Origin of the sequence: Faecalibacterium sp. Marseille-Q4896, assembly GCF_017377615.1 — a bacterium.
In the GTDB taxonomy this organism is placed as follows: domain Bacteria; phylum Bacillota; class Clostridia; order Oscillospirales; family Ruminococcaceae; genus Faecalibacterium; species Faecalibacterium taiwanense.
Genome location: NZ_JAFREG010000013.1, coordinates 12,782 through 34,798, shown reverse-complemented (window position 1 = coordinate 34,798; position 22,017 = coordinate 12,782). Strand labels below are relative to the sequence as shown.

Annotated in this window: 22 protein-coding genes and 2 pseudogenes; 19 read left to right on the top strand and 5 right to left on the bottom strand. The window is 55.1% G+C overall.

The features are described 5' to 3' along the window. Window positions 1-104: 104 nt before the first annotated feature. Window positions 105-287, top strand: a pseudogene (locus J3348_RS13720) (DUF6061 family protein); the annotation flags it as partial. A 65-nt stretch (window positions 288-352) separates the two neighbouring features. Here the strand turns inward: J3348_RS13720 and J3348_RS13715 are convergent. Further along, window positions 353-1,036 (bottom strand): Crp/Fnr family transcriptional regulator, encoded by a 684-nt coding sequence (locus tag J3348_RS13715; RefSeq protein ID WP_179860469.1) that lies wholly within the window; start codon window positions 1,034-1,036, stop codon window positions 353-355. Between the two features lie 163 nt (window positions 1,037-1,199). Between J3348_RS13715 and J3348_RS14320 the strand changes: the two genes are divergently transcribed. After that, on the top strand, window positions 1,200-2,225 hold the full coding sequence (locus J3348_RS14320) for a BadF/BadG/BcrA/BcrD ATPase family protein (RefSeq protein ID WP_242703010.1): 1,026 nt from the start codon (window positions 1,200-1,202) through the stop codon (window positions 2,223-2,225). Further along, window positions 2,209-3,627 (top strand): hypothetical protein, encoded by a 1,419-nt coding sequence (locus tag J3348_RS14315; protein WP_242703009.1) that lies wholly within the window; start codon window positions 2,209-2,211, stop codon window positions 3,625-3,627. The genes J3348_RS14320 and J3348_RS14315 overlap by 17 nt, the downstream gene beginning before the upstream one ends. A gap of 74 nt (window positions 3,628-3,701) precedes the next feature. Here J3348_RS14315 and J3348_RS13705 read toward each other — a convergent pair whose 3' ends face one another. Then, window positions 3,702-4,028: a cupin domain-containing protein gene (locus J3348_RS13705; RefSeq protein ID WP_242703008.1), complete on the bottom strand. Its 327-nt coding sequence runs from the start codon at window positions 4,026-4,028 to the stop codon at window positions 3,702-3,704. A gap of 252 nt (window positions 4,029-4,280) precedes the next feature. Between J3348_RS13705 and J3348_RS13700 the strand changes: the two genes are divergently transcribed. Beyond that, the gene (locus J3348_RS13700) at window positions 4,281-4,733 is read left to right on the top strand and encodes an MBL fold metallo-hydrolase (RefSeq protein WP_347565395.1); all 453 of its coding nucleotides are present in this window, start codon (window positions 4,281-4,283) and stop codon (window positions 4,731-4,733) included. Next, window positions 4,730-5,257 (top strand): hypothetical protein, encoded by a 528-nt coding sequence (locus tag J3348_RS13695; protein ID WP_242703007.1) that lies wholly within the window; start codon window positions 4,730-4,732, stop codon window positions 5,255-5,257. The genes J3348_RS13700 and J3348_RS13695 overlap by 4 nt, the downstream gene beginning before the upstream one ends. A gap of 64 nt (window positions 5,258-5,321) precedes the next feature. Here the strand turns inward: J3348_RS13695 and J3348_RS13690 are convergent, their stop codons facing one another. Together J3348_RS13690 and J3348_RS13685 are read right to left on the bottom strand one after the other, a co-directional pair. After that, window positions 5,322-6,068 (bottom strand): lantibiotic immunity ABC transporter MutE/EpiE family permease subunit, encoded by a 747-nt coding sequence (locus J3348_RS13690; protein ID WP_025580191.1) that lies wholly within the window; start codon window positions 6,066-6,068, stop codon window positions 5,322-5,324. Continuing rightward, window positions 6,069-6,773 (bottom strand): annotated as a pseudogene (locus J3348_RS13685) (lantibiotic protection ABC transporter ATP-binding protein). A 359-nt stretch (window positions 6,774-7,132) separates the two neighbouring features. Between J3348_RS13685 and J3348_RS13680 the strand changes: the two are divergent. The 9 genes from J3348_RS13680 to J3348_RS13640 all read left to right on the top strand — a co-directional run bounded on the left by J3348_RS13680 (window position 7,133) and on the right by J3348_RS13640 (window position 14,580). Continuing rightward, window positions 7,133-7,960: a zinc-binding dehydrogenase gene (locus J3348_RS13680; protein ID WP_347565394.1), complete on the top strand. Its 828-nt coding sequence runs from the start codon at window positions 7,133-7,135 to the stop codon at window positions 7,958-7,960. Between the two features lie 170 nt (window positions 7,961-8,130). Further along, complete coding sequence (locus J3348_RS13675; RefSeq protein WP_207699169.1) at window positions 8,131-9,162, top strand: SPFH domain-containing protein; 1,032 nt, start codon at window positions 8,131-8,133, stop codon at window positions 9,160-9,162. Continuing rightward, complete coding sequence (locus tag J3348_RS13670; RefSeq protein ID WP_005940562.1) at window positions 9,162-9,362, top strand: PTS ascorbate transporter subunit IIC; 201 nt, start codon at window positions 9,162-9,164, stop codon at window positions 9,360-9,362. The genes J3348_RS13675 and J3348_RS13670 overlap by 1 nt, the downstream gene beginning before the upstream one ends. 231 nt (window positions 9,363-9,593) lie before the next feature. Further along, window positions 9,594-10,589 (top strand): LCP family protein, encoded by a 996-nt coding sequence (locus tag J3348_RS13665; RefSeq protein ID WP_207699168.1) that lies wholly within the window; start codon window positions 9,594-9,596, stop codon window positions 10,587-10,589. A gap of 77 nt (window positions 10,590-10,666) precedes the next feature. Beyond that, on the top strand, window positions 10,667-11,230 hold the full coding sequence (locus tag J3348_RS13660; RefSeq protein WP_097774675.1) for a hypothetical protein: 564 nt from the start codon (window positions 10,667-10,669) through the stop codon (window positions 11,228-11,230). A 142-nt stretch (window positions 11,231-11,372) separates the two neighbouring features. Further along, on the top strand, window positions 11,373-12,194 hold the full coding sequence (locus J3348_RS13655; RefSeq protein WP_120080819.1) for a Wzz/FepE/Etk N-terminal domain-containing protein: 822 nt from the start codon (window positions 11,373-11,375) through the stop codon (window positions 12,192-12,194). Then, the gene (locus J3348_RS13650; protein WP_207699167.1) at window positions 12,191-12,937 is read left to right on the top strand and encodes a CpsD/CapB family tyrosine-protein kinase; all 747 of its coding nucleotides are present in this window, start codon (window positions 12,191-12,193) and stop codon (window positions 12,935-12,937) included. Before J3348_RS13655 ends, J3348_RS13650 begins: the two co-directional genes overlap by 4 nt. Then, window positions 12,934-13,644, top strand: a complete 711-nt coding sequence (locus tag J3348_RS13645; protein WP_207699166.1) for a CpsB/CapC family capsule biosynthesis tyrosine phosphatase — start codon at window positions 12,934-12,936, stop codon at window positions 13,642-13,644. Before J3348_RS13650 ends, J3348_RS13645 begins: the two co-directional genes overlap by 4 nt. A 201-nt stretch (window positions 13,645-13,845) precedes the next feature. Beyond that, window positions 13,846-14,580 carry a response regulator gene (locus J3348_RS13640; RefSeq protein ID WP_242703006.1) on the top strand — a complete coding sequence of 245 codons (735 nt, stop codon included), beginning with the start codon at window positions 13,846-13,848 and terminating at the stop codon, window positions 14,578-14,580. Window positions 14,581-14,842: 262 nt separating this feature from the next. Here J3348_RS13640 and hisS read toward each other — a convergent pair whose 3' ends face one another. After that, a complete protein-coding gene (gene hisS / locus J3348_RS13635; RefSeq protein WP_097774680.1) occupies window positions 14,843-16,084 on the bottom strand; it encodes a histidine--tRNA ligase in 1,242 nt (413 codons plus the stop codon). A 123-nt stretch (window positions 16,085-16,207) separates the two neighbouring features. Here hisS and J3348_RS13630 point away from each other — a divergent pair, with 123 nt between their 5' ends. From J3348_RS13630 to J3348_RS13610, 5 genes are all read left to right on the top strand, one after another. Next, complete coding sequence (locus J3348_RS13630; protein WP_118528241.1) at window positions 16,208-17,425, top strand: MFS transporter; 1,218 nt, start codon at window positions 16,208-16,210, stop codon at window positions 17,423-17,425. Window positions 17,426-17,721: 296 nt separating this feature from the next. Then, window positions 17,722-18,423, top strand: coding sequence for a hypothetical protein (locus tag J3348_RS13625; protein ID WP_015537775.1), 702 nt, complete (start codon window positions 17,722-17,724; stop codon window positions 18,421-18,423). Between the two features lie 17 nt (window positions 18,424-18,440). Beyond that, window positions 18,441-19,439 (top strand): GGGtGRT protein, encoded by a 999-nt coding sequence (locus J3348_RS13620; protein WP_005935035.1) that lies wholly within the window; start codon window positions 18,441-18,443, stop codon window positions 19,437-19,439. Window positions 19,440-19,549: 110 nt separating this feature from the next. Then, entirely contained in the window at window positions 19,550-21,466 is a 1,917-nt protein-coding gene (locus J3348_RS13615) for a flavocytochrome c (protein WP_207699165.1), read from the top strand. Then, the gene (locus tag J3348_RS13610; protein ID WP_207699164.1) at window positions 21,463-21,861 is read left to right on the top strand and encodes a NusG domain II-containing protein; all 399 of its coding nucleotides are present in this window, start codon (window positions 21,463-21,465) and stop codon (window positions 21,859-21,861) included. The genes J3348_RS13615 and J3348_RS13610 overlap by 4 nt, the downstream gene beginning before the upstream one ends. Window positions 21,862-22,017: the final 156 nt, after the last annotated feature.

Here is a 22,017-nt window from a genome sequence, read left to right as displayed (position 1 = left end):
TCTTAATCAGTGGGCCCAGGGTTCGAGTCCCTGGAGGTGCACCACAACAACAAAATCCGAACTTTTTTCCGATAGGAGAAGGGTTCGGATTTTTTGTATTCTATGGGAGAAAAATTTCCATTGACTGTACCGGGGTTGAGGATGCACTGGATGTGACCATGGCGCAGCAGACGGAACTGGACTACCTTATCTACAATGACCCACTGGGCTATGCGGATTTGATTCTGAACGGCGACCCGAAGGAATATTTGAAGAATGTGTCCGGTAGTCGTACACTAAAAGATTAAAAAGTAATTGTCTGTCGAACAAAAATATTCGGCAGACAATTTTTTTCATAGATTTAGAAGTACTGTCAGTTCCAACCATACAAAAACGTTGGGTTCAACAGGTGAATCTTTGCACCGGAAAAATCAAGAATCCTCTCATCGCGCATCCGGCACAGCTCACGGGAAAGAGCACTGCGGTCCACACAGAGGAAATCTGCCAGTTCTGTCCGGGTGTAGGGCAGACTGTAACAGCCTTTTTCATCGGGTGTCAAGGTTTGAAGATAAATCTTCAGACGATCTCGAAGCCGTTTTTGTGCTAAAATACGCACTTTGGTGTTAAAAAAGAGAAGCTGCTGCGCCATATCCTGCATAAGATTTGCTGTGACTTGCATCCGGCAGGGACAGGTCAGCGTCTTCTGTGACATCAATGCGCTGAAATCCAGCTGCATTACGGTACAGTCCGAACTGGCACGCAGACAGACCGGACTTGCCGTCCAGCCAGTACAGGCCAGTTCTGCACCAAATACTTCTCCGGGACAAAAACGGCAGATGCTGATTTGATTGCCATTTTCATCATAAAAAAATTCTTCCATCGTGCCATCCAGCAGAACACCCGTATTGTGGCTCTGCTCACCCAGCTCGACGATGTGCGCACCACGAGGATATTCACGGACAGTCGCATTCAAGCAACTAAGGACTTCCCTATATTTTCGTGGCTGGATGCCGTTGAACATGCCGCATTGCTGTAAAATTGAATAATATTGCTCCATCTTAAAATTTACTTTGCCGTTGCCATAACAACGGACACTCCGAGGTAGTTGTGTTAAACTCTTGGTTAGAGGTGTCTAATTAAAAGGCATCATTATTATACGGTATAAAGTTTGAAATGTCAAACCCTATAACGTTCAGGGTTGATATCGAAGGAGTGACACAATGCTTTCGTTGGGAATGGATATCGGTACATCAACGGTCAAGTTGGTGCTGTTGAAAAATCAAGAAATTGAAAAGCAGTGGATGGCGGTGCATCACGGCAACCCTTTTGTCTGCCTGAAAAAGGGTCTTTCCACGTTGGAACTGGCGATGGATACTCCGTTTTCACTCTGTGTGACCGGAAGCAACACGGAGGCTCCGCTGGAGCAAGATTCAGCCATTCCCTCTTTAGGCGATATCCCAGCTATCGTCGAAGGTGTGCGCTGGATCATTCCGCAGGTGGGTTCGGTCATTGAAATTGGCAGTCAGAGCGCGCGATTCATCACGGACTTGCAGAGCCGCGCACCTCAGTTTTCAGTCAACGAACACTGCGCGGGCGGTACAGGTTCGTTCTTTGAAGACCAGATGTCCCGTGTGGGCTGCAAGCTGGAGGATTACTCTTCTCTGGTAAAGCAGGCACAGAGTGTTCCGCGCCTTTCTGGCCGGTGTGCGGTCTTTGCCAAAACAGATATCATCCACCGCCAGCAGGAAGGCGTTTCCACGCCGGATATCCTGCTAGGATTGTGTTATGCCATGATCCGTAACTATAAGGCGACCATCGTGCGGCGGCTTCCGGTCTGTAAACCTGTAGTATTCTGCGGTGGTGTTACCTGCAATGCAGGCGTGATTCGAGCCATCCGGGATGTATTCGGGTTGAGTGAGAAAGAACTCACCGTTCCGGAGTTTGCCCGATATGAAGCGGCTCTTGGTGCTGCACTCAAAGCATCCGGCTCGTTCACGTTACGTCAACTGAATGATTCTCTGGACCGTACACTAACAACACACCACATGGTCGGAACATTGCCCAAACTGGAACTGCACTCCGGCACGAGCCTTGCGGAGCCAAACGCCACCGAGATCATTCCAGAAAGCGGCTGCGCATTGGGCATCGACATCGGTTCTACCAGTACCGATCTTGTTCTGGTCGGTGCTGACGGTGAACTGGTAGACTTTCAATATCCCGGAACTGCTGTTGGAACGCGGCTATAAAGTCATCACGCTGAGCCACCTGCCCGGTCATGCGCTGGACATCTCCGATGAATACGATAATCTTTATTATCCGTTCGGTCAGCATATCCTGTCCGGAGCAAAGTTGATTGCTCACCACCCGAACCTCTACGCTGTCTACCTGACGAACCACGGCTGCGGCCCGGACACCATGCTCTCACACCTGTTCAAGCAGGAGATGGGCGATAAACCCTACCTGCAAATCGAAGTGGATGAGCATTTTTCCAATGTGGGTGTCATCACTCGCATTGAAGCGTTCCTGAACAGCTTGCAACACCGCCCGGCGGTGGCTCTGCCGACAGATTTCAACATCGAGCAGGTCGATATTCACCCCTGTCGTCTGGCACAGACACCATCCCCCAATGTGCCACTCTATCTTCCGGCGATGGGTGCTTATACGCCCTATCTGGCCGCATATTTCAAACAGCAAGGGGCAGACCCCTACGAGCTGCCGCACCTGACGGACGATATTCTGAGCCTTGGCCGAGCGGAGACGAGTGCAAAAGAATACCTGCCTTTCCCGGCACTGCTGGGCAGTATCCTTGCCGAGCGAAAAAACGACCAGACACATGCGCAGTTCCTGATTCCGCAGACGCAGGGAGCGGAGGCAGACGGTCAGTACGCCCGTGTCATCCGTGCTGTGTTGGACCGCAGAAAAGAGCTGAATGCTCAACTGGTCAGCCCGATGCTGGAAACACTGCCCGAAATGGCGCAGAACCGTGATGCTCTCTTCCGCACTTTGCTGGCGGGAGATATCCTCTATGCTGCTCCGGCAGATAAACGTGCAGACATTTCGGCACAGTGGGATGCTCTGCCCGGCTGGGAGCAGCTGCACGCTGCGGCGAGGGAAATCGGCGCACTTCCCACCACCAAAGGCCGCCGCATTGCCGCTGTTGGTACGCCGCTCTGCCTGACAGAACTGGACAGCGGCGTACTTGCCGCGCTGGAAGCCGAAGGCGAACAGGTGCTTCGCGCCCCACTCAGCGAGGCACTCTGGTTTCTGTGGAAAGACAATTTAGATGAAAATAAACCATCGGCTGGTTGGCTTGACCAGATGCAGAGGCAGATGCAGACCCTTGGTAATGAACTTGGAGCGCACAGTGCCTTTGCGGAAGACGCTGAAACACTGTTCCTCATTGCGGACTCTGCCTTGCCGAATTTTTCAGGCGGGAACGGTCGATATCGGTACGCCAAGGCCGTGGAGCTTTCTAGCCGTACCAATGCAGTGCTGACCCTTGCACCCCGGTATGAAAATACCGCTATGATTCTGGATATGCGCGGCCTGCACGATGCCTGTCGGGCTCCGCTGTTCCAGATTTCCCTTGATAATGACTGGGATGAAACTGCATGGAGCCGCCTGCGTTCGTTCCTCTACTACTGCTGAATCTGGCAGACGCAAAGAACCCGTCCGGTACGTCCGGACGGGTTCTTTGCGTCAGTTATGAAACAGAAAATCGCTTATTCGATGACCAGCAGCAGGCTCATTTTGAATTTGCCCTGTGCGGTAACGCTGTGCAGGCCGTTCTTATCGAAGCGGAAGCTCTCGCCTGCGTTCAGCTCGTAATCCTTGCCCTCATAGCCAATAATGGCCTTGCCCTCCAGCGCGGTCAGGATGGCATTGCCGGGAGCACGGTGCGGAGTCAGGCCAGTGCCCTCGTCAAAAGCCATCAGGACAAATTTCATGTTGTCTGCGTGAGCGATGTCCAGATTGGCGATGCTGCCCTCTTCATAAGAAATGAGGTTCTTCAGTTCGGTGGGCTGGCCTGCCTTGATGATGTTGTTCATGGTAAAATTCTCCTTTTTCAAAATGATTTCGGTATAGATCATTCCACTGTCGGTTTTTGTGCCGCACAGTGTTTTCGGCGGTACATACAGCACTTCTCCGGGTTTGACAGACACTTCCTGCCCATCGACTCCCAGAAGAAACTTGCCGTTTCCCTCACCACCCAGATGATGATAATTCCGGCAACGATAAGTGGGCAGCCAATCAGGATCTTCTGGTAGCTGGCACTGGTAAAGCTGCCCAAGAGCCAGTAGGTGATCAACAATGAAAAAGTGCTGCTGCACGACGATGAGGTCATCGACATCGACGGGATCAGGATCGAGTGTTTTCTGGTTCCCGGTCATACATGGGGGCACATGGTATACCTTGTGGACGGGAAATATCTCTTTACCGGCGATACTATCTGGTTCGGCGCGGACGGCGGCTACAGCTTCATTTCCTCGCTGGCGGAGGACAATGAGCTGGCTGTGCAGTCACTGGCGGAGCTGGAGCGGAAACTGCGCGCACGTGGGCTGCATCCATATTTCATCACCGGTCACACGGGATGGACGGACAATTTTGCCTTTGCGTTTGCCCACAAAGACAAGAGCTGTTCACCATTCAAAAAGCGAGTACACGACCCATCGGCACCCTATGATGCCTACGACGAATCGGACGACACCGAAGAAAATGCAAAGAGCGGTTTTCTGAAAGGCGTGGGAAGATGAAGGACAGCGAATTACAAATTGACCGTAGCTGCCATGTGCTATATTCCAAACCCTGCAAAAAGGAAATTCTGGCGAAAATCACTCTGCACTATCCGGAGGTGGAGCGCGAGGTGGTCTGGGAGCAGGTGCAGCTGAGATACGCAGAGCTTCTTTCCAAGTGGCGCACCGACCTCGGCGGTAAAAAGAATTTTCACAACGGCGTAGGCGGCACCTACGACTGCATCGCCATCATGTGCTTTTACGATGCGTGCCGGGATGTGGTCACATTCCGCGAAATGGAAGAGATAGAAGAAAATCTGATCCTGCCGTCCTTCCGGAAGCTGCGCTTCGTTGACATCAACAAGCCATTCTGGAAAAAGCTGATGTATCGGGCATTCAGCACTGCCCAAAAGCACTGTGACACATGGCATGATTACGAGATGGATGTTACGCCTTACGAAAACAGCAAGCCTATTTATTATGAATTTACGGCGTGTCCGGCGGCGGAATTTGCCAAGCGGTTCGGATTTGCGGACATTATATAGAGCAAAATGCTATGTTTACACTTCTGATATTCTGCTTTCCAGCAGCGAACCACAGATACCATAGTTACCCCACCTCCTTTTTCTCAAACCATCTTGCAGTTAAAAATGACAGCGCCGCAAACCAGGCCAGCGAAATGACCAATACAAGTATAATCATCCAAAATGCCATTGCCGTACTCTGATCTGCAACCGGCTCACCATTAGGCAAAATACCTAACACGGAAATCATAAGATGCGGCACCCAGCTATACGGGCAGATCATCCACAAAGAGGTTGTAGCCGTGAAAATCCCTAAAACGCTTCCAAGTCCGGCATTAAGAATAACCGTGACAAAGATACCAACTTTTTTTGATAACCATAAGCACAGCGGAACTTCCCATAGGCTTGCAATGACAATACAAGCTGTTCCGGCCGCAGCCTGCCAAATTCCGATTGTCAGGGGAATTTCGTTGATAACTAATATTGCAAAACCGCCCAACAGATTTAGCGCCAGGAAAATGAAATTCCCCACACAGGAGTAAATACCGGCCACTCCAATTTTTGCTTTCCAGACTTTGTTCTGCGAAACAGGCAATGAAGCAACGGCACGATATTTTAGTTTGCCATTATCCCGCTGTTCAATCAAGGCACAGGTGAGCGTAAGGAATCCAGGATAAAGCAGGTTATACCACCAATTATAAGAATTGAGCTGGAACCAAAGAGGGGCAAAAAAGTTCATAAGCGCAGTTACAAACGGGGCCAGAACGATCAGCGTTTTTGTGAAAGTTCTCTTATGCTTTAGGTTCTCTGCCTGAATATATGCCATCTCCATTTAATATCTCTCCTTACCATTTCTGCGAATAACATCCATAAAGAGTTGTTCCAAATCTTCACCGGCGCGAAGCTCTCCCTCATATCCAAGGACGCCGCCAGCAATGATACCCACATGATCTGCAATCTACTGGACTTCTGACAGAATATGGCTGGACAAAATAACTGTAATCCCTTTGCAGGGAAAAGAGCGAATTAACTCTCGAAGTTCCTCAATCCCTAAAGGGTCAAGGCCGTTAGTCGGTTCATCCAGAATCAAAAGCTGGGGACTGTTCAGCAATGCAATAGCAATACCAAGCCGCTGCTTCATACCAAGAGAAAACTGCCCGGCCCGTTTCTTGCCGGTATTCGTGAGCTGGACAATTTGCAATACCTCGTTAATTCGTGCATCGTCCAGGCCGAGCAATGTAGTTCTGACTTTGAGATTTTCGTATGCAGTCAGATTTTCGTAAAGCGGGGGCATCTCAATCAAAGCACCGATATGCTCCAGATCATTCCGCTTCCACGGGTGGCCGTCAAACTCGATGCTTCCCGATGTGGGGCGCAAAATGCCGGTGAGCATTTTTAAGATCGTGGATTTGCCAGCCCCATTCGGCCCCAGCAGACCATAAACTGAGTTGCGCCGGATGTTCAGTGACACATTGTTTACCGCCATTTGCCCCTTGAAATTTTTGCAGAGGTCAGTCGTTTTCAAAATCATATCCATATAATCAAGTCCTTTCTTTGATTTTACGGATAGCATACCGGGCAATTTTGAAGATTTCATAAAGATTCCCGAAAACAGAATATGAACAATACACCGTAACCGTGGAGTATATCGCAACAAAGCACCAACCTACGCATTTAGGGCCTTAAAAAGCCCTATATTTCAAGGCTTTTCCCGCATAGTCGGCGGGGTATGTGAGTGTTTTATCCTATCCCCGCCATAGTGCCGCTCTAAATGCGTAGAATTTACCAGCAGAAAATCGCCGGTTTCTCTGGCTCCATACTCCCAGATATGGTATCATGGAAAAAATCAATCTGACGGGGGTATCAGGATGGACGGACAAGAAAAGCTGCTGGACTATGAAACAATCAAAGCCGCCGTTGCCGGTGAGAAGTGGGCCACAGAAAAGGTGCTGGCCCACTATCACCTACTGCGGCAAGTGCTATGCCTGCCGCTGCGGCCACCACAATGTCTGCCGTGAACTGAAGGTTCTGGGCTGCATCGTGGACGGCATTTTTCAGGAATATGTGGTCATGCCGCGCAGCCAGGTGTATGAGTACGATGCTTCCAAGATGACTTATCAGCAGGCTGCTCTGTGCGAGCCGTTCACGATTGGCCTGCAGGCAAACTGGCGCGGCGATGTGCGCCCCGGCGATGTGGTGCTGGTGCACGGCGGCGGCCCCATCGGCCTGATCGTTGCCAACATTGCAAAATCGCGCGGCGCTACCGTGATCGTGTCTGAGCCGAACGAGAGCCGCCTTGCCATGGCAAAGGACTTTGGCGCAGATTACAGCATCAACCCGATGAAGGAAGATCTGGATGCGTTCATCAACAAACTGACCGACGGCGAGGGTGTCAACGTGATCTTTGAGGCCGCAGGCATTCCCGCACTGCTGGCACATGCAACCAGCCAGCTTTCTCCCGCAGGCCGTCTGGTGGCTATGACCTTTGGCAAGGAGCCAATCCCCGTGAACTTCAAGGAGATCAATGCAAAGGAACTGACCATTCTGGGTACCCGTCATCAGTACCAGAAGTTCCCCGAGGTGGTCAAGATCTTGCCTGACCACCTGAAAGAGGTCGATGAGATCACCACGCATGTGTTCAAGGCAGAGGACTTCCAGAAGGCATTCGATACCCTTGCAGACCGCAACAGCGGCGCTGGCAAGGTGGTGCTGACCTTCGCCTGAGAGCAAGTGCCCCTTACATTATAAAAAGAGAAACAAAAAGGAGCTGCTGCACAGTGTTTGTGCGGCGGCTCTTTTTTTGCCTGCGGAGGACTTGACAAGAATGATATAAAGTGATATGATTTTGATATCACAAAGAAACGCTTCCGCACCCTGTGAAGGAGGGAACTGTTATGGAAGAGAAAATTCTGCAGACCAAAAAGAACGGCATGGTCATGCTGCTGCTCACCCTGCTGGGCTATGCTGTTACCGTCCTGCTGTTTTTCTACAGCATCATTCTGCTGGACGAAAGCCTGTTTCCGGGCATCCTGCTCACGATCCTGTCCATCGCATACTGGGTGGCGGGCATCTTCCTGCTCTGCGGCCTGAAGGTGTTAAAGCCCCAGGAAGCACTGGTGCTCACTCTGTTCGGCGATTACATCGGCACCCTGAAGGGACAGGGGTTTTACTGGGTGAACCCCTTCTGCACCGCGGTGAACCCGGCAGCTGGCACCAAACTGAGCCAGAGCGGCGATGTGAACAGCGGCGAAACCGGCATGGCGGCCCTGCTTAAGGCTGGTAACAGCAGTTCCCAGACCGCAGAATCGACCAGCAAGAAGATCTCGCTCAAAATGATGACCCTCAACAACTCCCGCCAGAAGATCAACGATTGTCTGGGCAACCCGGTGGAGATCGGCATTGCGGTCATCTGGCGCGTGACCGATACCGCAAAGGCCGTATTCAATGTGGACAACTACAAGGAGTACCTCTCCCTGCAGTGCGACAGCGCTCTGCGCAATGTGGTGCGCGTTTACCCCTATGATGTGGCTCCCAATGTGGACACCACCGGCGACGGCGTAGCCGATGAGGGCAGTCTGCGCGGCTCCTCGGAGGTGGTAGCCGCCCGCATCCGGGACGAGATCCAGAAGAATGTAGCCGAGGCCGGCATCGAGGTAGTGGAAGCCCGCATCACCTATCTGGCCTATGCGCCGGAGATCGCAGCCGTGATGCTGCAGCGCCAGCAGGCAAGTGCCATCATCGATGCCCGCAAGATGATCGTGGACGGTGCTGTGGGCATGGTGGAAATGGCCCTTGAACGCCTGAATGAGAACAAGGTAGTGGAGCTGGACGACGAGCGCAAGGCGGCAATGGTCTCCAACCTGCTGGTGGTGCTGTGCGGCAACCGTGATGCCCAGCCCATCGTGAACAGCGGCAGCCTGTACTGATGGCAGAACCAAAAAAGCAGGTGCCCCTGCGCCTGAACGCGAAGCTCTACGATGCCCTTGCCGCCTGGGCCGAAGATGACTTCCGCTCGGTGAACGGGCAGATCGAATATCTGCTGACGGAGTGCGTGCGGCAGCGCAAAAAGAACGGCAAGTATGTCTCGGACCAGATCGATGTGCCGCCTGAACTGGATATCAAATAAAATACCAATTGGCCCCGGCTGTGCGGATGAACTCTGCATGGCCGGGGTTTGTGTTTATCTGTGGCTCCCTAAAGGCTGAAAATGCGAAATTTCCTGCCGAAAAATAACGAAAATGCATTGACAGTTGCACGCTTGTGACGCTATAATAAGCCAAGGAATATCTTTCTGTGGCAATGGAAAGACCTTCCCGCAGAAAACTATATTCCGAAGAAAAGAGGGAAACTTACCCGCTTGAACAGACAAAAACAACATCGTGGTGCCGCTGCTGCGCTGGCTGTGCTGGTGCTGGCAGCTGTACTGCTTTTTGTGGGCGGAAGCTGGCTGGAAAAGCGCAGCCAAAAGCCGGAGACCCGGACGGAGCTGCCGCAGGAGACCGCCGAGACCATGGAAGTGGACGGCGTGACCTACCGCAGGCGCACAGATCTGACCACCATCCTTGTTATGGGCATTGACCATGACAGCGAGGTGGAAGCAGAAGGCTCCTATCAGGGCGGTCAGGCGGATTTTCAGCGGCTCATTGTGATAGACAGCAAAGACAAGACGGTCCGTCAGCTCAAGATCGACCGCGACACCATGGCAGAGGTTACGGTGCTTGGCATGCTGGGCAATCCGGTGGGCACCACTCAGATGCAGATCAGCCTTGCCCATGGCTTTGGCGATGGCAAGGAGGAAAGCTGCGGCTATGCCCGTGATGCAGTGTCCCGCCTGCTGCAGGGGGAAAACATTGATTTCTATCTGGCTATGAGTCTGGACGGCATCTCGGTGCTGAACGACCTTGCAGGCGGTGTGACCGTGACGCTGGAGGATGATTTCTCCGCAGCAGACCCGGCCATGACCAAGGGGGCTACCCTGACGCTGCAGGGCAATCAGGCTGAGATCTTTGTGCGTAGGCGCATGGATATTGGCGAAGGCACCAACGAAGCCCGCATGGTGCGGCAGGAGGAGTATCTTGCACAGCTTTCCGCACAGCTGGAAAGCAGGGTGCAGCAGGATCAGCAGTTCACCGCACAGGTGTACGATGCGCTGCAGCCGTATCTGGTCACCGACCTTGCAAAGGGCCGGCTGGTGAACGAGGTGTGGGCTGCCAAAGATGATACTGTGGAGCCTGCCATTGCACTGGAAGGCGAACACAAGGTGGCAGAGGACGGATTCACCGAGTTCTATCCGACCGAAGCTTCCATCCAGAAAGCGGTTCTGACGCTGTTCTGGGAGCCTGTTGAAGAATGATGTAAATGTTGAAAAGCATTTGCGATAGAAAGCAGCATCTTGAGGAGTGCGGCTTGAAGTGAAAGGAGATCTTCATTATGAAGAAAGTTATCAGCGCTGTTCTGACCGCTGCTATGGTCGTGGGCATGGGTGTGTCTGTTCTGGCAGCAACGCCCAGCAAGACTGTGGCAGATGAGGTCAAGGCCAGCGGTTCTGCTACCGTCACCGGTGTTCTGGGCATTGTCAGCGATGTGAAGGTCACTGCCAAGGAGGATACCGCTCAGGTCGAGGAAGTCCTGCAGGACATCACTTCTGATGCAGACCTGCAGAAGGCTGCGGGCGCTTCGAAAGAAAAGAAGACGACTATAGATGTTACTGTAACGCAGGCCTTTGAGATGCAGACCTCTAACCTGCTCGACGCTGCAAATGTTAAGCTGACCATTGAGTCCAAGGTCATTGAGGCTGCTTACGAGGACAACGAGCAAGTTACCGTTCTGGTGGCTGTGCCCAAGACGAAGGCAGACGGCACTGTGACCTATACCTACTATACTGTGCCCGGTAAGGTCGTGGATGGCAAGATCGTGGTGAACCTGAAGGGCCGTCAGGTCAAGCTCTATGGCTCCAACTTCGTTCTGGTGGCCGTGAAGACCATTGAGGGCTAAGAACTAGAAATGTTCTGCGGTGCTCCCTGATGAAAAAGGGAACGCCGCATTTTTGGCGTATAGGATTCAGAGAAATAGAGGAAAGGGCACAACGCCCGGGCCGCATGGGCGGCAGTATTATAAGGTTATAAGGAGTGAAATCGTGCAGCAAGATACTTTTGTGAAGGAGCGCACAGCTTTGGCGGTACAGCCGGAACAGGGAGAAGATACCATTGATCTGCTGGAACTGTTCATGGGCCTGCTGGCCCACTGGACGCTCATTGCAGCCACGGCTGTGGTGGGTGCCGTACTGATGGCGCTTTATACGTTTTTTCTGGTAACGCCGATGTACAAGGCAACGGCCACCATTTATGTGGTCAGCCGCAATGATTCGGTGCTGAACTTCTCCGATCTGCAGGTCGGCAGCGAGCTGACCAGCGATTACATCAAGGTCTTTGAAATGTGGGAAGTCCACGAAAAGGTCATCAGCAACCTGGATCTGGATTACACCTACACCGATATGGCCAGTATGCTGTCTGTCACCAACACCAGCGACACCCGTATGCTGGATATCACGGTCACGAACCCGGACCCGGAAGAAGCAGCAGCGATCGCAAACGAGTATGCGGATGTGGGCGCAAAGTACATCTCGGAAAAGATGAAGACGGACGAGCCCACCCTGATGTCTTCTGCGCGTGTGCCGGAGAACCCGTTCAGCCCCAACAAGGCCAAGAACATCCTGCTGGGCTTTGTAGTGGGCTTTGTGCTGGCCTGTGCCGTGGTGGTGCTGCGGACCATGCTGGACGATACCTACAAGTCTGCCGATGATATCCGCAAGTATACCGGCATGGTCGTGCTGGCATCGATCCCGCTGGCCGATGCTGGCGAACAGCCGAAAGAGAAAAGCGAGTTCAAGCGCCGCACCAAGCGGTTTGCCAATGATGTCCGCCGCCGTGTGGGCGGCAGCTCTGGGAGGAAAGCATGAAACAGCTGAAGATCACAAAATTTCCGGCTCTGGATTATGCGGGAAATGAAGCCTTTAATACCCTGAGCACCAACCTCTCCTTTGCAGGTGCGAGTGTCAAAAAGATCATGATCACCAGCTGCCATGCTGCAGAGGGCAAGAGCTATCTGTCCATAAACCTGATGCGCACGCTGGCACAGCGCGGCATCAAGGTGGCGCTGGTGGACGCAGACCTGCGCCGCAGCATGGTCAACAATGACTACGGCCTGAAATATGAGGATGGCCGCAGCGACGGCAAGGGCCTCTCCCATTTTCTGGCCGGCATGGTGGGCATGGATGAGGTCATCTACCAGACCGACATCCCCAACGCGATCATGGTGCCGGTGGGCCGCGATGTGCCCAACCCGCTGGCGCTGCTGACCAACAGCCATTTTGCCGAACTGCTGGATATGCTGGCCAGAATGGCAGATTACGTCATTGTGGACGCACCCCCGGTGGGCGTGGTCATCGATGCGGCGGAGATCGCCAAGGCATGTGACGGCACCCTGATCGCAGTGAACTACAACGATGTGAGCCGTCAGGAGCTGCTGGACGTGAAGCAGCAGATCGAGCAGACCGGCTGCCCCATTCTGGGCACCGTGCTCAATCAGGTGGACTACGACAACTATATGGGCCGCAAGTACTACAAATCCTACTCAAAGTATGGAAAGTACGGTTATTACAGAAAGTATTATAAACGGAGCCACGAAGCGGAAAAGAAATGAGCGGCTTTACGGATTATCATGCGCACTTCGTCTACGGCGTGGACGATGGTGCGCAGACCAGAGAAGAAATGTATGCCATGCTGGATGCAGCGGCAGCAGACGGTGTGCGGCACCTGTTTGCTACCTCGCACAGTACGCCGGGCATGGAACGCTTCCCGCAGGAAATCTACGACCGGCATCTGGCGCTGGCCCGCGCATACTGCACACAAAAAGGCTACGACCTGAAGCTGGAGCACGGCTCTGAGTTGCTGTATACCCCTGCGGCGGGATATGCGGCAGTCCAGCGCCAGCTGCTGACCTTGGGAGATACCGGCTGGGTGCTGCTGGAATTTGTGCCGAACATAACGGCAAAGGAGCTGGAAACGGCTCTGCAGGAGATCACGGGTGCGGGTTACCGCATTCTGGTGGCCCACATTGAGCGGTATCCCTGCCTTGCACAGCACGGCCTGCTGGCCCGCCTGCACAAACAGTACCGCCTGTGTTGTCAGGTGAACTGCTCCACTGTGCTGAACAGCGGCTTTTTGCAGTGGATGCGGCTGGAGCACTGGGTCAAGGCGGGGCTTGTGGATGCAATCTCTTCGGATGCACACAACTGCACCTCGCGCCCGACCCGGATGCGGCAGGCGTATGAGCGGCTCTGCACCCGTGTGGGACAAACGACAGCACAAAAACTGACCGGACTGGATGGCACAGAGTATCTTGTATAGTTGCTTTGACTGCCGGAAATGAAAATGGGAAAGACGCCTCTTTCAGCCAGCTGCTTCGTGAGGAAACGGATGGGGAAGGAACGTCCTTTTGTAAAGAAGTGTGGAGCTTCTGGCTTTTTGTGCAAAAAAACTTGCGAATCAAAGGACAAAGTGTTAAACTGAAACAGGGAACATGTATGGTAAACTTGCGGGGGTGTACGAATGAAGATACTGGTCGTCGATGATGGACAGCTTGCAATCAACTCGCTGATCCGCATCCTGTGCCGCGTTGCACCCGACTGTGACTATATCAGCGCCATGACGACCGAGGATGCACTGAGCTGGATGCGTCAGGGGCCGATGGACGCGGCTTTCCTCAACCTGGAAATGCCCGGCATGAACGGGCTTGCTTTGACGCGCATGATCCAGAAGCTGCAGCCGCGCTGCAACATCATTGTGGTAACAGAGCACCCGGAGTATGCGCTGGAAGCGCTGCAGATCTTCGTGAGCGGCTTTTTACTCAAGCCTGCAAACGAGGCAGATGTGCGCAATGTGCTGGAGCATCTGCGCTACCCGCCGGAGAATGCCCCTGTCGGCATCAAGATCCAGTGCTTTGGCAATTTTGAGATCTTCGTGGGCGGGCGCGCTTTGGCCTTCAAGCGCAGCAAGAGCAAGGAGCTGCTGGCCTATCTGGTGGATCGCAATGGTGCCACCTGCACCAACGGCGAAATGCTGGCCGTGCTGTGGGAGGATAAGCCCGACACCGCATCGCTGCACAGCCATCTCCGCAATCTGATCTTTGACCTGAGCCATACGCTGGAGGATGCAGGTGTTACGGTCTGCTCATCCGCGGCCGCAGCACACTGGCGCTGGACACCAGCAAGGTGGATTGTGATTATTACAATTTCCTGCGGGGCAGCCGCTCGGCCACCAATTCCTATCGCGGCGAGTATATGACCCAGTATTCTTGGGCAGAGGTGACCCGTTCAGCGCTGCGCCAGCAGGCAAATGTGCAGAAAACAGCCTCGATCCCCAGTTACTATGTGCCGCCTACCGGCTTTTAAACCAGAAAAAACAAGAACACCTCAGAAAATCGCTCGATTTTCTGAGGTGTTTTTTCTTGACATGAAAATACCCCAAGAGTACTCAGAGTTTTGTTTTTACTCTGTCTACTCTAGGGGTAGCATATCAAAAGTAAAGGGGCTTTGTGTGCAATTATTTACTGCTGCGCAAAAATTTTGATCTCATCCTTATCCATAAAGGCGGCACCGGAAAAACCGGAAGCTTCCAGCTGGCCCAACTGTTTGCCCAGCTTCTTGGCCTGCTGCAGAACGGTGACATTGTAGCTGCTGCGCAGGTCTGCAGCCTTGGCAAGAACGGCGGTGAAGTCGGCATCCTTGCCGTACAGCAGGGCGATCTTCTGCTTTGCGCCGGGGATCTGGTAGCCCTGCTCCAGCAGGATGCCGCACACCCGCTCGAAGCCGATGGAGAAGCCCACGGCGGGCACCTGAGTGCCCAGGAACTTGCCCACCATGTTGTCGTAGCGGCCGCCGCCGGCCACGGCACCGCTGAACTGCGGGCAGGTGATCTCAAACACCATGCCAGTGTAGTAGCCCTGACCGCGCACCAGACTGGGGCAGTAGGCTACCTGATAGCGGCCTGCAGCCATGGCGTTGGCGGTAGCAAGGACATACTTGAGGTCGTCGGCAATGGCGGGGTCTGCGCAGCGGGCAGCCACGGCATCCAGCGTGACTTCGCCTGCGGCAATGAAGTCGGCCAGTGCGTTGATGGCATTTTCCGGCAGCTGCTTTTCGGTCAGCTCAGCCTTCACACCATCGGCACCGATCTTGTCCATCTTATCAAAGGTGATGCAGACGGAATCCAGCGTATCAGCGGAAAAACCCATGCTCTCCAGCATCCCGCGCAGGATGCGGCGGTCATTGATGTTGACGGTGAAGCCGGTGAAGCCGATGTTCAGCAGGGCACGGGTGGTCACGTCGATCAGTTCCACCTCGGCGTTGGGGGAAGAATCGCCCAGAATGTCGATATCGCACTGTACGAACTCGCGCAGACGGCCCTTCTGCGGGCGCTCGGCGCGGAACACACGGTCGGTCTGGATCACCTTGAAGGGGCTGGGCAGCTTATCCTTGTTGGCGGCATAGTAACGGCTCAGCGGCAGGGTCAGGTCATAGCGCAGGCCCATATCGGACAGCTGCTTGGGATCGCCGGTGTTCAGGGCAGCGGTGAGCTTATCGCCGCGCTTGAGCACCTTGAAGATCAGGTTCAGGTTGTCGCCGCCGTCGGATTTGTCCAGATTCTCCATATCCTCCAGCATGGGGGTGGAAATGCGCTCGAAGCCGGACGCACGGTAGGTCTCCAGAATTTTGCCCTGAATGTAATCGCGCAGGGTCTGCTCTGCGGGCAGCAGGTCGCGCATGCCCTTCAATGCCTGTGTTTTCATAAGATGGTTCCTCTCTATATAAATCAATGTAAATACTTTTACCTTATTCATTATAAAGAAATCTGCCGTTTTGTCAATTGAAATGGGCACACTGTAAAGGAAAAACCATTCGGAGGACAGACGATGAAACAGCAATTTACAGCAAAACATCCGTGGACCATCCTTGCGGCGGGCGCAGCCATTCAGGTGCTCACGGGCATCCCGGCGGCGTGGGGCGTATTCCAGCAGCCGGTCATGGACGAGTACGGCCTGAGCGAGCAGGGGGCAGGCTATGCCTTCGGCATCCTCATTGCGGCGTTCGGCGTGGGGTGCGTCCTCGGCGGCTTTCTGCAGGACAGCCGAGGCCCGCGGTGTGCGGCTCTGTGGGGAACAGCACTGCTGTGCGGCGGATTTTTTGCGGCGGCCATGCTGCCGGGCGGCAGTGCGGTCAGCTTTTTTCTGGCATTCAGCATCCCGGCGGGGCTGGGCACGGCGTTTCTGTACCCATCCATCCAGTCCTGCGCACAGAAGTGGTATGCCGGGCGCAAGGGCCTTGCCACCGGCGTGATCGGCGGGGCGGTGGGCCTTTCCGGTGCGTTCCTCACCGTGTTCGTGCGCACGGCGGTCAGCGGCTTTGGGATCGTGCAGGGCATCCGGGGCGCGTTCTGGGCGCTGGGGGCCATAACGCTGCCCGTCTGCCTTGCGGGCAGTCTGCTGCTGCAGGACCCGCCGGAAAGCAAACAAAACCAGCAGGGGAACGGCAAAAATGAGATCGACCTTTCCCCGTGGCAGATGCTGAAAACAAAGCAGTACTGGCTGTGCGCAGGCGCGGTGTGCTTTTCCACCCCGGCGGTGCTTCTGTTCAGCCCCATCATCCTGAAGCTGGGCGTGGAGCGGGGGCTGGACGAGAACGCTGCTCTGTGGAGCGTGGTGCTGGGCAGCGTGGGCAGTGCGGCGGGCCGCCTGCTGATGCCCATGCTCAGCGATAAAATTGGCCGCAGGCCCACCGATCTGCTGCTGTTTGCGGTGTCACTGGGGCTTTCGGCAGGGTTTGCGTTTGCGCAGGGCTGGTGGGTGATCGCCTGTTATGCGGGGCTTACCTTCTGCTATTCCGGCCTTGCAGCAGTGCTGCCCGCCCTTTCCACCGATCTGTTCGGCCTGCCGCACGCAGGGGTGAACTACGGTTTTCTGGCACTGGGGCAGAGCGTGGGCAGTCTGGCCTTTCCGTTTGCAGCAAATCTCTGGGGGTTGGAAGCCGGGCGGCACTGGCTTGCCGTGGGCGGCGCAGCGGCGGGCTTTGCGGCCATGTGGGTACTGAAGCCTGCCGGGCAGACACCGCGCAGGCAGGACACAGGAGCGTGAAATTTGCCCTCTTGACATAGTTGACAAAAACTTGACGAATGAAATGACAAAAGCATCCGAATTGACAGTTAGCGGAAGGCAACTGCAAATAGTTTTGATGTTTTTTACCGGAAATGTATTGCAAAATCCGTCAGCTTTCTCTATAATAAAATCATGCGTGGTAGTACCGGTTAAGGCGCTGAAAGAGAGCGGCGCGCCCGGTCAGATGCAAGCAGCAAAGGGCAGCGGCTGTGCCGGCAGGGCGCGGCGGCGGCTTTGTGCTGCAAAGCAACATTTGTCAAAAGGAGAGTATGATTATGACCTATTCGCAGCAAGTACAGAATATGTGCCCGATCACCAAAGGTCCTAAGCATGGTCCGGCTCCCATCCCCGAAGAGGGCGCATGGGTCAAGGCCTATGAGATCAAGGACATCAGCGGCTACACCCACGGTGTGGGCTGGTGCGCACCTCAGCAGGGTACCTGCAAGCTGTCCCTGAACATCAAGAACGGTGTCATCGAGGAGGCTCTGGTGGAGACCATCGGCTGCTCCGGTATGACCCACTCTGCTGCTATGGCAGGCGAGATCCTGCCCGGCAAGACCATTCTGGAAGCTCTGAACACCGACCTGGTGTGCGATGCCATCAACGTTGCTATGCGCGAGCTGTTCCTGCAGATCGTCTACGGCCGCAGCCAGACCGCTTTCTCTGAGGACGGTCTGCCCATCGGCGCAGGTCTGGACGACCTGGGCAAGGGCCTGCGCTCCATGACCGGCACCATCTTCTCCACCAAGGAGAAGGGCGTCCGTTATCTGGAGCTGACCGAGGGCTATATCAACAAGCTGGCTGTGGATGCCAACGATGAGGTCATCGGCTATCAGTTCGTCAAGCTGGGCAAGATGATGGAGGATATCCGTCACGGCAAGACCCCCAACGAGGCTTACGAGAAGAACGTGGGTACTTACGGCCGCTTCAGCAAGGAGCAGGGCGCTGTGAAGTACATTGACCCGCGTGAGGAATAAGAGAGGAGGAACAACTCATGGCAACTTTTGAATCTATGGATCGCCGCATGCCGAAAATCGAGGCATGCCTGAAGGCTAACGGCCTGGAGTCTCTGGACGCTTGCAACGAGATGCTCCTCGCTAAGGGCATCGACTGCGACAAGATCGTGCGCGGCGTTCAGCCCATCTGCTTTGATAACGCTGTCTGGGCATACACCCTGGGCACCGCCATCGCCGTCAAGCGCGGCCTGACCGATGCTGCCGAGTGCGCTGCTGCCATCGGCGAAGGTCTGGAAGCTTTCACCATCCCCGGCTCTGTCGCTGAGCAGCGTCAGGTTGGTCTGGGCCACGGCAATCTGGGCGCTCGTCTGCTGAGCGAGGACACCACCTGCTTCGCTTTCCTGGCAGGCCACGAGTCCTTTGCAGCTGCTGAGGGTGCTATCGGCATCGCCCGCACCGCAAACAAGGTCCGCAAGACCCCCCTGCGCGTCATCCTGAACGGCCTGGGCAAGGATGCAGCTTACATCATTTCCCGTATCAACGGCTTCACCTATGTTCAGACTGAGTACGACATCCCCACTCAGACCCTGACCGTCGTCAAGGAGATCCCCTTCTCTGAGGGCGAGCGCGCAGCCGTCAAGTGCTACGGTGCAAACGACGTTATGGAAGGCGTTGCCATCATGAAGAAGGAGGACGTTCAGTGCTCCATCACCGGCAACTCCACCAACCCCGTCCGCTTCCAGCATCTGGTTGCCGGCACCTACAAGAAGTGGGCCATCGAGAACGGCAAGAAGTACTTCTCTGTCGCTTCCGGCGGCGGCACGGGCCGTACCCTGCATCCCGATAACGTGGCTGCAGGCCCCGCAAGCTACGGCCTGACCGACTCTCTGGGTCGTGTGCACGGCGATGCTCAGTTTGCAGGTTCTTCTTCTGTGCCTGCACACGTTGAGATGATGGGCCTGATCGGTATGGGCAACAACCCCATGGTCGGCGCTACCGTCGCATGCGCTGTTGCTGCAGCTCAGGCTAACGCCTAAGTCTTTTCTAAGTTTCAGCGAGGGGAAGCTGCTTTCCGAATGAGCAGCTCCCCCTTTTTTGCTGATAGATGTCCGAACACAAGCAACCCGAATATGAGAAGGAAGAAACAATGAAAAAGAATCAGATCCGCAAGAGCGTGGCTGCGCTGGCCATGGCGGTTGTTGTGGGTGTCAGTCTGCTGGGCTACGGCTGCGGCAGCAAGTCCGCTTCCACCGCAGGCGGCGTGTCCGGCGATTTCACCGGCACTGCCAAGGGTATGGGCGGCGACGTTACCGTTACCCTGACGCTGGAAGACGGCAAGATCACCGGCTGCACCGCTGAGGGTAAGGACGAGACCCCCGGCATCGGTACGCTGGCACTGGAGCAGCTGCCCGCTCAGATCGCTGAGACCGGCAGCATCGCCGTGGACGGCGTGTCCACCGCGACCATCACCTCCAACGCCATCAAGGAGGCAGCAGCCGCTGCCCTGACTGCCGCCGGCCTGAACGCCGACGACTATAAGATCGAGGTCAAGGCCGACGAGACCAAGGCCGAGGATTCCACCGTTGACGCTGACGTTGTCATCGTGGGTGCAGGCGGCGCAGGCATGACCGCTGCCATCACCGCTGCTGCCGAGGGCAAGAGCGTTGTGATCGTGGAGAGCCAGGCCATGGTGGGCGGCAACTCTGTGCGCGCTACCGGCGGCATGAACGCCGGCAAGACCGTGTATCAGGATGAGAACGAGTTCGGCGAGTCTGCCGGTGTCGAAAAGACCCTGAAGACCGCTGCTGAAAAGTACGCTGACAACGAGACCATCACCGCTCTGGCAAAGACCGTCTCTGAGCAGTGGGCAGAGTACCAGAAGAACCCCACCGGCTACTTCGACTCTGTTGAACTGATGGAGCTGGACACCATGATCGGCGGCAAGGGCATCAACGACCCTGCTCTGGTGGAGACCCTGTGCTCCAACTCTGCTGATGCCATCGACTGGCTGGACGAGCACGGCATCACCCTGCACAGCGTTTCCAGCTTTGGCGGTGCATCCGTCAAGCGCATCCATCGCCCTGTGGACGCAGAGGGCAAGACCGTTTCTGTCGGTTCCTACATGATCCCCCTGCTGGAGGAGAACTGTGAGAAGGCTGGCGTTCAGATTCTGCTGAACACCACCGCCAACGAGATCCTGACCGATGCGAACGGCGCTGCTGTGGGCATCAAGGCCACCGGTTCTACCGGCGAGACCGTCACCGTGAACGCCAAGGCTGTGGTGCTGACCACCGGCGGCTTCGGCGCAAATCTGGACATGGTTGTCGAGTACAAGCCTGAGCTGAAGGGCTTCATGACCACCAACGCTGCCGGCGCTCAGGGTCAGGGCATTGAGATGGCCACCGCCATCGGCGCTGGCACCGTGGATATGGACCAGATCCAGATCCACCCCACCGTTGAGGCCAACACCGCTGCCCTGATCACCGAGGGTCTGCGCGGCGACGGCGCTGTGCTGATCAACGCCGAGGGCAAGCGCTTCATCGACGAAGTGGGCACCCGTGACGTGGTCTCTGCTGCTGAGATCGCTCAGACCGGCAGCTACAGCTGGCTGGTGGTCGATCAGGCTATGGTCGATGCTTCCAGCGTCATTCAGGGCTACATCAAGAAGGGCTTCACCGTGACCGGCGAGACCTACGAGGAGCTGGGCAAGGCAATGGGCGTTGATGAGGCTGCTTTTGCCGAGACCATGAAGACTTGGAACGGCTATGTTGAGGCCAAGAATGACCCCGACTTTGGCCGCACCAGCTTTGCAAACCCGCTGGATACTGCTCCGTACTATGCAATCAAGGTCACTGCCGGTGTGCACCACACCATGGGCGGCCTGACCATCAACACCAACACCGAAGTCCTCAAGGAGGACGGCACTGTGATCCCCGGCCTGTTTGCAGCAGGTGAGGTCACTGGCGGTGTGCACGGTGCAAACCGTCTGGGCGGCAACGCTGTTGCAGACTTCACCGTGTTTGGCCGCATTGCAGGTAAGGCTGCCAGCGACTACGCTGCATGAGTACCCGCAAAGCACCTGAAAACGCTTCCGGCTCCAAAGGCCTGAAGCCATGGATGAAGAACCTGATCTTTGCTGCAGTGATCCTTGTGCTGGCAGCAGCGCTGTATTTCGGCGTGCGCGCAGCACACAGCAGCAAGGGCAGCGGCCTGCAGGCCACCGTCGATTTTGGCGATGGCATCACCGAGACTCTGCCGCTGGATACAGACCACGATTACCTGTATGATATGGGCAATTATGTCGTGCATCTGCAGGTAAAGGATGGTGCCATCGCGTTTTTGGACAGTCAGTGCCCGGACCATGTGTGCGAGCAATTCGGCTGGCTGGACAAGGACGGCGCATGGGCTGCATGCGTCCCTGCCGGGGTGTATGTGGTAGTGGAAACTACAGCTGAATAAAGATCGTGCTTCAAAAAAAGAGGCAGTACCCTGCAAGAGCGGGGCACTGTCTCTTTTGTTTTGTCTGGAAGGCAAAAGAGGGCACGGTGTGAAAGTTGGGTAAAACTTTGACACAAATGCGTCAAAACAAAATTTAGACGCTTGTGTAATAGACGA

What these genes read in the sequence shown, in the direction of transcription:
- J3348_RS13715 (WP_179860469.1), bottom strand. Translation starts at nt 1,036, where the DNA reads ATGGAGCAATATTATTCAATTTTACAGCAATGCGGCATGTTCAACGGC.
- J3348_RS13660 (WP_097774675.1), top strand. Translation starts at nt 10,667, where the DNA reads ATGAAGAAAGTTATCAGCGCTGTTCTGACCGCTGCTATGGTCGTGGGC.
- J3348_RS14320 (WP_242703010.1), top strand. Translation starts at nt 1,200, where the DNA reads ATGCTTTCGTTGGGAATGGATATCGGTACATCAACGGTCAAGTTGGTG.
- J3348_RS13645 (WP_207699166.1), top strand. Translation starts at nt 12,934, where the DNA reads ATGAGCGGCTTTACGGATTATCATGCGCACTTCGTCTACGGCGTGGAC.
- J3348_RS13705 (WP_242703008.1), bottom strand. Translation starts at nt 4,028, where the DNA reads ATGAACAACATCATCAAGGCAGGCCAGCCCACCGAACTGAAGAACCTC.
- J3348_RS13625 (WP_015537775.1), top strand. Translation starts at nt 17,722, where the DNA reads ATGACCTATTCGCAGCAAGTACAGAATATGTGCCCGATCACCAAAGGT.
- hisS (WP_097774680.1), bottom strand. Translation starts at nt 16,084, where the DNA reads ATGAAAACACAGGCATTGAAGGGCATGCGCGACCTGCTGCCCGCAGAG.
- J3348_RS13690 (WP_025580191.1), bottom strand. Translation starts at nt 6,068, where the DNA reads ATGGAGATGGCATATATTCAGGCAGAGAACCTAAAGCATAAGAGAACT.
- J3348_RS13675 (WP_207699169.1), top strand. Translation starts at nt 8,131, where the DNA reads ATGGAAGAGAAAATTCTGCAGACCAAAAAGAACGGCATGGTCATGCTG.
- J3348_RS13650 (WP_207699167.1), top strand. Translation starts at nt 12,191, where the DNA reads ATGAAACAGCTGAAGATCACAAAATTTCCGGCTCTGGATTATGCGGGA.
- J3348_RS13640 (WP_242703006.1), top strand. Translation starts at nt 13,846, where the DNA reads ATGAAGATACTGGTCGTCGATGATGGACAGCTTGCAATCAACTCGCTG.
- J3348_RS13615 (WP_207699165.1), top strand. Translation starts at nt 19,550, where the DNA reads ATGAAAAAGAATCAGATCCGCAAGAGCGTGGCTGCGCTGGCCATGGCG.
- J3348_RS13670 (WP_005940562.1), top strand. Translation starts at nt 9,162, where the DNA reads ATGGCAGAACCAAAAAAGCAGGTGCCCCTGCGCCTGAACGCGAAGCTC.
- J3348_RS13695 (WP_242703007.1), top strand. Translation starts at nt 4,730, where the DNA reads ATGAAGGACAGCGAATTACAAATTGACCGTAGCTGCCATGTGCTATAT.
- J3348_RS13620 (WP_005935035.1), top strand. Translation starts at nt 18,441, where the DNA reads ATGGCAACTTTTGAATCTATGGATCGCCGCATGCCGAAAATCGAGGCA.
- J3348_RS13610 (WP_207699164.1), top strand. Translation starts at nt 21,463, where the DNA reads ATGAGTACCCGCAAAGCACCTGAAAACGCTTCCGGCTCCAAAGGCCTG.
- J3348_RS13680 (WP_347565394.1), top strand. Translation starts at nt 7,133, where the DNA reads ATGAAACAATCAAAGCCGCCGTTGCCGGTGAGAAGTGGGCCACAGAAA.
- J3348_RS13630 (WP_118528241.1), top strand. Translation starts at nt 16,208, where the DNA reads ATGAAACAGCAATTTACAGCAAAACATCCGTGGACCATCCTTGCGGCG.